This is a genomic window from Winogradskyella sp. HB-48 (genome assembly GCF_049942685.1).
GTDB lineage: Bacteria > Bacteroidota > Bacteroidia > Flavobacteriales > Flavobacteriaceae > Winogradskyella.
In genome coordinates this window covers 3,220,160-3,231,254 of the sequence record NZ_CP187934.1, presented here as the reverse complement: position 1 = coordinate 3,231,254, position 11,095 = coordinate 3,220,160, and the positions used below count along the sequence as shown (strand labels likewise).

Sequence of the window (11,095 nt, the reverse complement as noted above, 5' to 3'; positions counted from 1 at the left end):
TATATAAATTATCAAAAGCCACCTTTTTAAGGTGGCTTTTGTATTTTCTTTAGTTACTTTTGTAGCCATGGAAACATTGTCTTTTTCTTTTGTAATACCTGTGTATAACAGACCAGAAGAAACCAAAGAACTTCTTCAAAGTTTTATGGGTTTAGAGGGTGATTTAGACTATGAAATAGTAATTGTAGAAGATGGATCTTCTTTAAAATCTGAGGATATTGTTAAGAGCTTCAGTAACCAGTTAAACATCTCTTATTTTTATAAAGAAAATTCAGGACCTGGGGATTCTAGAAACTTTGGGATGAAACATGCCAAAGGAAATTATTTTATAATATTAGATTCGGATGTTATACTTCCTTCAAATTATTTAATAGAGGTAAGCAATTTCCTTTCAAATACTTATTATGATTGTTTTGGTGGGCCAGATGCAGCACATCAGTCTTTTTCCAACCTTCAAAAAGCAATCAATTTTACAATGACTTCCTTTATAACAACTGGTGGTATAAGAGGAGGGAAACAGCAGATAGAAGATTTTCAACCTAGAAGCTTTAATATGGGATTATCTAAAAACGCTTTTTTAGAAACAGATGGTTTTGGAAAAATACACCCAGGAGAAGACCCGGACTTATCCCTAAGATTATTAAAGTTAGGTTTTAAAACTACTTTAATAGATAAAGCCTATGTATATCATAAACGTCGTATTTCTTGGTCTAAGTTTTACAGGCAGGTTTACAAATTTGGTATGGTAAGACCAATACTTAATCAGTGGCATCCAACATCTAAAAGTATAACATATTGGTTGCCAACATTATTTTCTTTTGGTTTAATAGCAGCTATTTTTCTTGGAGCATTTAATTTTTTGGTACCATTGTATTTGTATGGCATTTATTTTATAGTTGCTTTTATTTTGGCTTTTATAAGTAGTAAAAGTATAGTTGTTGCTCTTTTGTCTTTAGTTTCTGTTTTGGTTCAGTTTTTTGGTTATGGTTATGGTTTTATAAAATCTGTGTTCAATCTTGAAATATTAGGAAAACAACCCGAGAAAGCTTTTCCTCATTTATTCTTTAGGTAAAATGTGTTCTAAGAAAAAGTCCAACATATTAGATTTTCTTAAAAAACGAAATATTAATCGTTTTAGCATCTTTTTTGTTATTGCTTTTATTTTTTTGATTTTTTCTAAACTTTCTAGCGATTATAATCAGCTTATAAAACTTAAAGTGAAGTTTACGGATTTAGAGGAAGAAATAATAATTAAGGATGATACCTCTAATACTATTGATGTTGTGGTAGAAGCCAAAGGCTTTGCATTAGTACCTTATATTTTTAAAAACTCTAAAACTATAACCTTAAATGCTAGCGAAGATGTAATAGTAAAGCAAGATGAGCTTATTTTCGAAGTACAAAAAAATAGTTTTCTATTGGAAGAACAGTTAGGAGCTCCTTACAAAATACGCTCTTTAAAGCCTGAAGTCCTTCATGTACGCTATTCTAAAAGAGCCTCTAAGTATGTACCGATTAATTTAAAAACCAATATTGATTATGCTACAGGTTTCGATATAAAAGGGGATTTTATCATTAATGTAGATAGCGTAAAGGTTGTTGGGACAATAGATAGAATAAAAAGTATCAACTCTATAATAACCAACGAGTTAAAGTTGGCTGACGTTAATACCGATATTAAAGAAACTCTTAATTTGGTTGAAATCGAAGAAGTGGAAGTGTTTCCTAAATCTATAACGGTAGAGGCAGATGTTAAACGTTTCACAGAAGGTAAGTTAGAAGTGCCTTTGGAGATAATTAACAAGCCTGAAAATGTTACAATCAATTATTTTCCAAAAACAGTAACACTTTCTTATTACGTAGATTTGGAAAGTTTTAATTCAATAACGCCTTCTGATTTTACTGTAGAGTGCGATTTTAATCAAATTATCGATAACCAGACTTATCTTGTTCCTAAGGTCACTAAAATGCCAGAATCCATAAAGCGTATTAACATAAAGCAGAAACGTATAGATTTTATAAAGTTATAGCATGGTTATAGTTGGTCTAACAGGAGGAATAGGAAGCGGTAAGAGCACAATTGCAAAATGGTTTGAGTCTCAAAATATACCAGTTTATATTGCTGATAAAGAAGCTAAAGCACTAATGAATCGTTCTAAAGTTATAAAACGAAAACTCATAACACTTTTTGGTGAATCTGCGTACGAGAACGGTAAATTAAATAGAGAATATCTGGCATCAAAAATTTTTAACAACAAATCGGTGTTAGCTAAGATGAATGCTATTGTTCATCCAAAAGTAGCATCGCATTTTGAGCGTTGGTTAAAAAAGCAGGACTCACCATATGTCATAAAAGAGGCAGCCATAATTTTTGAAAATAATTTAGAATACCAATACGATTATATCATTACAGTTATTGCGGATAAGGATTTAAGGATAGCTCGTGTTATACAACGAGACAATGTATCTATAGAAAAAGTGGAATCGATAATTCGTAATCAACTATCCGATGAAGAGAAAATTAAAAAATCAGACTTCGTTATTAAAAATAATGATTTGGAAGAAGCAAAGAAACAAGCCCAACTCATTCATCAAACATTGCTAAAAAAATCAAAAACTCAAGGTTCTTCTGATTGTTAATGTAAGGTTAAACATAATTTATGCTAAATGTTAAAATGTTAAATTTGGCTGATGAGTAAAAAACTATTCATCTTATTAGTGGTTTTAATGAGCTTGTCGCTCATAGGTATAATTTTTGTGCAATCATTTTTTATTAACAATAGTTTAGAGAATGAGAAAAAGAATTTTACTAGAAGTGTAACAAGGGCACTAAGTTTTGTATCTAGAGACATTCAGGATTATGAAATTAGGAAGTATTATGCATATATACAACCTTACATAGAAAACGACAAAGAGCCAGATTCTACCATAATAAGACAATTGTACATTACGACTGAAGATGATGTTAATGACCAAACCATTATTCACCGTAATACCATTTTAGAAGAGCGCTTTAAGGTGCCTTCTTTGTTCTTTGAAATTGATACTGATAGTATAGATATTAGTAATTTTACTAGTGAGCGTACAACAGAGTACTTTGATAGATCTCGATTAGATGGTAATTTAGGAATTAAGCCTACCAAAACCTTGGTGGAGTTTTCCAATCTCTCAGATATAGATAAAAAGGCCTACGAAGATTCTTTTAAAACACAGCTTCGTGAAGTGCCTATATATAAGCGTGTTACAACTTTGCAGGTGGAAACTTTATTAAGTCGACACTTAAAAGAAGAAGGTATTGATATAGATTTTGAATTTGCTATATATGATGCTGATTTAGCAACTAAAGTACAGACTAGAAACTTTGAAAAAAGTAATGCCTTTATAGGTGTTCCAATTTTTTTAGATACTAACAATGAAAGTAGTTATGGACTTTATGTTGATTTCCCTGACAGAAAGAAATTTTTATTGTCTACAATACTTAAAATGATAGTTTTGTCAATAGTATTTACAGGAGTAATAATACTTGCATATTCTAGTGCTATTTACCAGTTGATAAGGCAACGTCAGATATCCCAGATAAAGACGGATTTTATCAATAATATGACGCATGAATTTAAAACACCTATAGCTACTATAAATTTGGCTTTAGATGCCATTAAAAACCCAAAAATTATAGCAGATCAAGATAAAGTAAAGCGTTATCTAGGCATGATTAGGGACGAAAACAAACGTATGCACGCACAAGTAGAAAATGTATTACGAATATCAAAACTAGAAAAAAACGAATTAAATATAAGTAAGGAAAGACTAGAATTACACGACTTAATTGAAGATGCTATAACACACATCGAGTTAATAGTTGAAGATAGAAAAGGATATGTAAAAACGCATCTTAATGCCGCAAAATCTTCGGTTTTAGCAAATGAGTCGCACTTTACAAATGTTATCGTTAATATTCTAGATAATGCTGTTAAGTATTCAGACGATGAGCCAAAAATAGACGTTTATACAGAGAATATTGGAAATAGCATTATTTTAAAAATTGCCGATCAAGGTAATGGAATGTCTAAACAAGTGGCTAAGCGTGTGTTTGAAAAATTTTATAGAGAGCATACAGGTAATGTACATAATGTAAAAGGGCATGGGTTAGGACTAGCCTATGTAAAAAGAATAGTAGAAGACCATCAAGGTCATATATCAGTAGAAAGTGAAAAAGGAAAAGGTAGTACTTTTATAATAAAGCTACCGTTAATATCATAAAAACGAATCATGGAAGAACAAAACAAGAAAATTCTTTTGGTAGAAGACGATCCAAATTTTGGAACTGTTTTAAAAGATTATTTAATGATGAACGATTACGACGTTGTCCATGCCAAAAATGGAATGGAAGGTTTTGAAAAGTTCAAAAAAGACGATTACGATCTTTGTATCTTAGATGTAATGATGCCTTATAAGGATGGATTTACATTAGCAAAAGAAATACGAGAAAAAAATACAGATGTACCAATTATATTTTTAACTGCAAAAGCAATGAAAGAAGATGTGCTTAAAGGTTACAAAGTTGGTGCAGACGACTATCTAAATAAACCTTTTGATAGTGAAGTACTATTAATGAAAATTAAAGCTATAATGCAACGTAAAGCTACAGACTCTGTTGCAGATAGTAAGCAATTTGAGTTTAAGATTGGTCGTTTTGATCTCAATTCTAAGCTTCGTTTCTTAAAGTTTGATGGAGGAGAACCAACTAAGCTATCACCAAAAGAAAATGAATTGTTACGCTTATTAGCATTACACGAAAATGATTTAATGCCAAGAGAACTGGCATTAACAAAAATTTGGAGAGATGATAATTATTTTACCTCTCGTAGCATGGATGTTTATATAGCTAAGCTTCGTAAATATTTGAAGTCAGATCCAAAAGTAGAAATTTTAAACATTCATGGTGAAGGTTTTAGGTTGGTAATCAACGATAAAGAAGATTAAATAGAAAATCCGATACCTGAGTGTCGGATTTTTTTATAACTGCTCTTCAAGGTAACTTATTATGCGGTTGATGTCATAAGTATAATCAAACCATTTGATAGACTTATCCTTTCTAAACCAAGTCAATTGTCTCTTGGCAAAACGTCTGGTATTTTTTTTAATCTCAGAAATGGCTAAATCTAGCGTACATTCACCTTCAAAATATTTAAAAAGTTCCTTGTAGCCAACAGTATTTAAAGCGTTTAAGTCTTTGTATTTAAACAATTCTTTTGCTTCTTCTATTAGCCCATCTTTTACCATAATGTCTACCCGCTTTTCGATTCTATTGTAAATAATAGAACGTTCTGCATCCAAACCAATTGAGATGATTTTAAAATTGCGATTCTTTTCAGGGCTTGTTAAAAAAGACGAATAAGGTTTGCCTGTGCCAATGCAAATCTCCAAAGCTCTTACTACACGTTGTGGATTATCAATAGCAATAGTTTTATAGGTTTTAAGATCTAAAGTTTTCAACTGTTCTTGTAGATGCTGTAAACCATTAACTTTCAATTCTTGGTTTAACTTCAATCTAATGTTCTCATCTACATTAGGAAAGTTATCGAGTCCCATAGTTACAGCTTTTACATATAATCCAGAACCACCAACCATTATGGAGATATCATTATTTTTATGAATTTCTGCAATTTTTGAAACAGCATCACGTTCAAAATCACCAACAGAGTAGTTATCTTTTATTGATATATGCTGAATAAAATGATGTTTTGCTGTTTGTAGTTCTTCTTTTGAAGGCACAGCAGTTCCAATGCTCATTTCTTTAAAAAACTGACGAGAATCTGCCGAAATGATTTCTGTTCTAAAGTGTTGCGCTAGTTTTATACTTAAGGCAGTTTTACCAATGGCTGTAGGACCAACTATAGAAATTAAGATTTTAGTCATGATGAAGTTTGCATCCACACTTATGACAATATATGGCATCATCTTGATGTTTTTCTGCCAAACAGTTTATACAACATTGCGAGTTTGTGTGTACTTCTTTTATTTCCTTATGATGTGAATGTTCAAGTTCTTTCTGACCTTCATTTTTAGCAGCTTTATTTACGCTTCTGGCATATTCAGCAGAGACTATTCCTGTTGGTACTGCTATAATACCGTAACCTAAAATCATTATTATTGTAGTGATGAATTGACCTAGTGCTGTCTGAGGAGCAATATCACCAAAACCTACCGTTGTAAGTGTCACAATACACCAATATACACTTTTCGGTATGTTAGTAAAACCATTTTCTTCACCTTCAACAAGGTACATTATGGTTCCGAAAATTACAGAAGAAACCAATACAGCAAATAAGAATACTAAGATTTTTACTCTACTTGCAATGATAGATTCTTTAAGTTGATTTGAAGCTCCTAAGTAACGAGCTAGCTTTAAAATTCTGAACACACGTAGTAATCTTAAGGCACGCAGAGTAACCAGTGCTTGCGACCCAACAAATAAAAATGACAGATATTTTGGTATGGTTGAGAGTAAATCAATAATACCATAAAAACTGGTAATATATTTTAAGGGCTTGTTTACGGTTATAACCCTCATGATATATTCTATGGTAAAAAGTATTGTAATTATCCACTCGCCAATATTTAATACTGTGTGGTATTTAGCGTCGATACTACTTACGCTTTCTAACATTACAAAGATTATACTTGCAAGTATGGCTATAAGTAGGATAACATCAAATAATTTTCCAGCTGGAGTATCTGCTTCATAAATGATTTCATGAAGTCTCGTTCTCCAATTATGTTTTTTTTCTGATTCCACGTTTTAAAAATACAAAAAGTAATTTTACACTTACAAGTGTACTACTTTAAGACGATTGTTTCTACGCATATAACTTTGTATAATATGCTGTGTGTCTCTGTCGTTTTGCATAGGTGTTATTAGGGATTCTAATATCTCACGGTTATTTATCTGATGATTTAAATCAAAAAAACCCAGACCCTTAAACACACCATCTTCTATTAATATGACGCTTTTTTCGTCTATAAACCTTCCTCTGTCTATGAGAATCATGTCTTTGTTATCATAGGTGTTTTTTTCTATAACTATGTTAGCTCGCTTATTATATAATTCGGGTTGTTCATTTTGTATACAAGCTCCCAAACATTCCTCAATACCATAGTTAAAACAACTAGATTCAGTTTTTTCTAAACCACAAAGCTTAGTACACAGTTCATAGGTTTCAACCATTTTGTTCATAAATGAAACACCACTTTTTCTATTGGTGAAAGTTGTAATTGGTTTTTCATCTTTTTTGATCGGATTGATACGAAGGTTTACATAACCATTATTATCTATAAAACTATAAAGCCCTTGTGTAAATTGATTACGTTTTAACGCTCTGTTCAAAATAGGTTTGTTAGTTTTTATTTCTTCACTTTCCTTTAAAAGCGCAACAAGTTCGCTACCTGTTTTTTCGTAGGTAACAGCAGCTACCTTAACCTGTATTTTTTTAGATTTTGAATTCTTGTTAGTGAAGTGTTGCGTTACACGCTTTCTAATATTGTTGCTTTTACCAATATAAATGATGTTGCCTTCGGCATCGTGAATGTAATAGACACCAGTTTCACTTGGCAAATCTTCTATAATTTCTTTAAGGTTTGGGGCTAACTTAGATTTTTGTTCAATTTTGACTGCTTGCTTGATGATTTTTTTGTCTGAGTCTTTATTCAGCAACATCTTAAACAATTTCACAGTAGCTAAAGCATCTCCGTTAGCTCTGTGTCTATCACTAACAGGGATACCTAACGCTCTAGTTAATTTACCCAAGCTATATGACTCCATGTTTGGTATAAGCTGTTGAGACAACTCCACAGTGCATAAGGTTTTTCGTTTAAAAGGGAATCCTAGACGTCTAAATTCGGTTTTTAGAATACGATAATCAAATTCCGAATTATGAGCGACAACAATACAATCCTCCGTGATTTCCACAATACGTTTAGCCACCTCATAGAATTTAGGTGCATTTTTTAGCATATTAGAGTTAATGCCAGTAAGGTTAACCACAAATGGCTGAATCTCACGCTCAGGATTTACAAGGGAAATAAATTGGTCTGTAACTTTATGGCCATCAAAACGATAGATAGCAATTTCAGTAATACCTTCTTCATTGTACTTGCCACCAGTGGTTTCTATGTCTAGTATTGCGTAAATATTTTTTCTTATTGATAATTTCTAGCACCAAAGATACTACTTCCTACGCGTATCATATTACTACCACATTCTATTGCCAGTTCATAGTCGCCACTCATGCCCATACTTAAAGTTTTGAGTTCTGAGTTCTGAGTTTTGAGTTGGTCAAAAGTTGTTTTTAGAAATCTAAATTCACCTTCAACCTGTTTCATATCTTCTGTAAACGTAGCCATTCCCATTAGACCAACAATTTTGACGTTTTTTAATTCTAAATATTCTTCTGATTGAAGTAGAGTAGAGGCATCTTCAGCAGACATTCCAAATTTACTATCTTCTTCGGCAATTTTAATTTGAAGCAAACAATTGATGATTCTATTATGACTTTTAGCTTGCTTGTTGATTTCTTTAAGCAGTTTAAAGCTATCTACACCATGAATTAAACTTACAAACTCAGCCATATATTTTACTTTGTTGCGCTGTACATGACCAATCATATGCCATTGGATATCCTTTGGCATTTGCTCATACTTCTCAACCATTTCCTGAATTTTATTCTCGCCAAAAATGCGCTGACCAGCATGATAAGCTTCCATTAAGTCACTTACGGGTTTGGTTTTTGAGACAGCTACCAGGGCTACATTTTCAGGTAAGCTTAATTTTATATTTTTTAGGTTGTCTTTAATACTCATAAATCGTTATTCCACTTCTAAGTTTAGGTAAAATATAAGTGCTTTTTGGTGGCATTGTAAGGCCTTCGTCTGCAATTTCTTTAAGTTGTTGTACAGTTGCAGGACACATGCCGAACCCAACTTTAAATTTACCGCTATCTACACTACTTTTTATGGTTATCATTTCGTGTCTACCGTGAACATATTCAATTCTATTATCGTTGCGTAGATCACTTATACCTAAAATAGGTTCCAAAATTGTTTTGTAAAGCAATTGCGCATCAAGTTTGTCTAGTGCTGTTTTAAACTTATAATTTATTTTTCTTAAGTAAAGTGAATAAAATTCACCATCTAAATACATACTGAAATGATGTGGTTTAGAAGGACTGTAAGGCATTGCACCTCTATTTTCAATTCTATAAACAGCGTCTAGTTTTATTAAAAATTCTTCTTTAGTTAGTCCATTTAAGTCTTTTACCAATCTGCTAAACTCTTGTATTACCAAATCTGATTCAGGGATTAAATACGACATGAAAAAGTTATAAGACTCAGAACCATTATGGTTTGGGTTTTTCTCTTTTTCATCTTTATACAATAAATACGACGAAGCTGATCTGTGATGACCATCTGCAATGTAAATGGTTTCCATTTTTTTAAATTCCTCTTGAATTTTATCAATGGTTTTTTCGTTGTCTATTTTCCATAAATAATGGGTGTCTCTATAGGTCATTGTAAACTCAAATTCAGCGTAACCTTTTTGAGTTTCTTTTATGATGTCTGAAATAACAGCATTATCAGGATAGGTGAGAAGGACTGGTTCTGCATTAAATCCTACAGTTTGAAGATAGTTTTTAAACGTCTGTTCGCGTTTGGCAATAGTGTCCTCGTGTTTTTTTATGATATCGTTTTCATAGTCTTCTGTGCTAGTAGCTGCAATAATTCCATTGAATTCTTGCTTGTGTCTGTTTACAATCTTATAAACATAAAGAGAAGGCTTTTTTTCAGTTACAAAAATTCCATCTTCTTTAAATTCTTCGTAACGATTTTTTACCAGTTGGTATCGCTCTTTGCCTGTAACTTCTTGATCGTATTTATAACCAGGATTTACAATATGAAGAAAGCTGTATGGGTTATAATCCATTCGAGATTCACGTTCATCTATAGTATAGCTTTGATAAGGACGTGCTGCCACAAGCCCAACAATAGCTCTTGTAGGTTTTACAGCTTTAAATGGAATTATTTTTGCCATAAGTGCAAACAGAGAACTGTGAGTGTTTATTTAGAAAACTGCTTAGATACCTTTTCAGCTTTTCTACTTTCAGAATAATCATAAAACCCTTCACCAGATTTTACACCTAATTTACCTGCTTGTACCATATTTACCAATAACGGGCAAGGTGCATACTTAGGATTTTTAAAGCCGTCGTACATTACATTTAAGATAGAAAGGCATACATCCAAACCAATAAAATCTGCTAATTGTAATGGTCCCATTGGGTGTGCCATTCCTAACTTCATAACAGTGTCAATTTCTTCTACGCCAGCAACACCATTATATAAGGTTTCAATAGACTCATTAATCATTGGCATTAAAATACGATTGGCCACAAAGCCAGGATAATCGTTAACCTCAGTTGGTACTTTACCTAAAGTTTTTGATAACTCCATAATGGTGTTTGTAACGTCGTCACTTGTATTATAACCACGAATAATCTCTACCAATTTCATAATCGGAACAGGATTCATAAAATGCATACCAATAACTTTCTCTGGACGAGATGTTGCAGCTGCAATTTGTGTAATCGATATAGAAGAAGTATTAGTTGCTAGAATGGTAGCTTTACCACATGCTTCGTCAAGTTGCTTGAAAATCTTCAGTTTTAAATCTACATTTTCAGTAGCTGCTTCAACAACTAGGTCTGTATTTTTTACACCATCAACTGTATTTGTATAAGTTGTAATGTTTTCTAAGGTAGCCTTTTTATCACTTTCAGAGATTTTCTCTTTATCTACCATACGGTCTAGGTTTCTAGAAATGGTTGTGAGACCTCTTTCAAGTGATGCCTCACTAATGTCTATAAGATTTACTTTAAATCCTGATTGAGCAAAAGTATGGGCAATTCCGTTTCCCATGGTGCCTGCTCCTATAACTGCAATATTTTTCATTTAAAATGTAATTGTCATTGCGAGACTTTTAAAGTCGTGGCAATCTGTTTAATAAATAATTTATTTAAAATCGAATTTCGTTTAGAAAGAT

Annotated in this window: 11 protein-coding genes; 5 read left to right on the top strand and 6 right to left on the bottom strand. The window is 32.2% G+C overall.

Features of this window, described 5'->3' with window-relative positions:
• Nucleotides 1–67: 67 nt before the first annotated feature.
• The 5 genes from ACPX19_RS14485 to ACPX19_RS14465 all read left to right on the top strand — a co-directional run bounded on the left by ACPX19_RS14485 (nucleotide 68) and on the right by ACPX19_RS14465 (nucleotide 4,983).
• Nucleotides 68–1,072, top strand: coding sequence for a glycosyltransferase (locus ACPX19_RS14485; RefSeq protein ID WP_426432465.1), 1,005 nt, complete (start codon nucleotides 68–70; stop codon nucleotides 1,070–1,072).
• Between the two features lie 94 nt (nucleotides 1,073–1,166).
• The gene (locus tag ACPX19_RS14480; protein ID WP_426430747.1) at nucleotides 1,167–2,030 is read left to right on the top strand and encodes a hypothetical protein; all 864 of its coding nucleotides are present in this window, start codon (nucleotides 1,167–1,169) and stop codon (nucleotides 2,028–2,030) included.
• A gap of 1 nt (nucleotide 2,031) precedes the next feature.
• Complete coding sequence (gene coaE, locus ACPX19_RS14475; RefSeq protein WP_426430746.1) at nucleotides 2,032–2,640, top strand: dephospho-CoA kinase; 609 nt, start codon at nucleotides 2,032–2,034, stop codon at nucleotides 2,638–2,640.
• Nucleotides 2,641–2,691: 51 nt separating this feature from the next.
• Entirely contained in the window at nucleotides 2,692–4,260 is a 1,569-nt protein-coding gene (locus tag ACPX19_RS14470; RefSeq protein WP_426430745.1) for a sensor histidine kinase, read from the top strand.
• 9 nt (nucleotides 4,261–4,269) lie between these two features.
• Nucleotides 4,270–4,983: a response regulator transcription factor gene (locus ACPX19_RS14465; RefSeq protein ID WP_426430744.1), complete on the top strand. Its 714-nt coding sequence runs from the start codon at nucleotides 4,270–4,272 to the stop codon at nucleotides 4,981–4,983.
• A 33-nt stretch (nucleotides 4,984–5,016) separates the two neighbouring features.
• On the opposite strand, the gene miaA is transcribed toward ACPX19_RS14465, so the two are convergent.
• From miaA to ACPX19_RS14435, 6 genes are read right to left on the bottom strand one after another with little or no spacing between them, the layout of a single operon-like run.
• Nucleotides 5,017–5,919, bottom strand: a complete 903-nt coding sequence (miaA, locus tag ACPX19_RS14460; protein WP_426430743.1) for a tRNA (adenosine(37)-N6)-dimethylallyltransferase MiaA — start codon at nucleotides 5,917–5,919, stop codon at nucleotides 5,017–5,019.
• Nucleotides 5,912–6,799: an ion transporter gene (locus ACPX19_RS14455; RefSeq protein WP_426430742.1), complete on the bottom strand. Its 888-nt coding sequence runs from the start codon at nucleotides 6,797–6,799 to the stop codon at nucleotides 5,912–5,914. Before ACPX19_RS14455 ends, miaA begins: the two co-directional genes overlap by 8 nt.
• Before the next feature lie 30 nt (nucleotides 6,800–6,829).
• The gene (locus ACPX19_RS14450) at nucleotides 6,830–8,191 is read right to left on the bottom strand and encodes an exonuclease domain-containing protein (RefSeq protein WP_426432464.1); all 1,362 of its coding nucleotides are present in this window, start codon (nucleotides 8,189–8,191) and stop codon (nucleotides 6,830–6,832) included.
• Nucleotides 8,192–8,199: 8 nt separating this feature from the next.
• Complete coding sequence (locus ACPX19_RS14445) at nucleotides 8,200–8,859, bottom strand: YggS family pyridoxal phosphate-dependent enzyme (protein ID WP_426430741.1); 660 nt, start codon at nucleotides 8,857–8,859, stop codon at nucleotides 8,200–8,202.
• Complete coding sequence (locus ACPX19_RS14440; RefSeq protein WP_426430740.1) at nucleotides 8,849–10,087, bottom strand: DUF1015 domain-containing protein; 1,239 nt, start codon at nucleotides 10,085–10,087, stop codon at nucleotides 8,849–8,851. The genes ACPX19_RS14445 and ACPX19_RS14440 overlap by 11 nt, the downstream gene beginning before the upstream one ends.
• Nucleotides 10,088–10,113: 26 nt before the next feature.
• Nucleotides 10,114–11,004: a 3-hydroxybutyryl-CoA dehydrogenase gene (locus ACPX19_RS14435; protein ID WP_426430739.1), complete on the bottom strand. Its 891-nt coding sequence runs from the start codon at nucleotides 11,002–11,004 to the stop codon at nucleotides 10,114–10,116.
• Between the last annotated feature and the right edge of the window lie 91 nt (nucleotides 11,005–11,095).

Excerpts from the sequence above, each read along its gene's own strand:
- ACPX19_RS14485 (WP_426432465.1), top strand. The coding sequence starts at position 68 with ATGGAAACATTGTCTTTTTCTTTTGTAATACCTGTGTATAACAGACCA.
- coaE (WP_426430746.1), top strand. The coding sequence starts at position 2,032 with ATGGTTATAGTTGGTCTAACAGGAGGAATAGGAAGCGGTAAGAGCACA.
- ACPX19_RS14470 (WP_426430745.1), top strand. The coding sequence starts at position 2,692 with ATGAGTAAAAAACTATTCATCTTATTAGTGGTTTTAATGAGCTTGTCG.
- ACPX19_RS14465 (WP_426430744.1), top strand. The coding sequence starts at position 4,270 with ATGGAAGAACAAAACAAGAAAATTCTTTTGGTAGAAGACGATCCAAAT.
- miaA (WP_426430743.1), bottom strand. The coding sequence starts at position 5,919 with ATGACTAAAATCTTAATTTCTATAGTTGGTCCTACAGCCATTGGTAAA.
- ACPX19_RS14445 (WP_426430741.1), bottom strand. The coding sequence starts at position 8,859 with ATGAGTATTAAAGACAACCTAAAAAATATAAAATTAAGCTTACCTGAA.
- ACPX19_RS14440 (WP_426430740.1), bottom strand. The coding sequence starts at position 10,087 with ATGGCAAAAATAATTCCATTTAAAGCTGTAAAACCTACAAGAGCTATT.
- ACPX19_RS14435 (WP_426430739.1), bottom strand. The coding sequence starts at position 11,004 with ATGAAAAATATTGCAGTTATAGGAGCAGGCACCATGGGAAACGGAATT.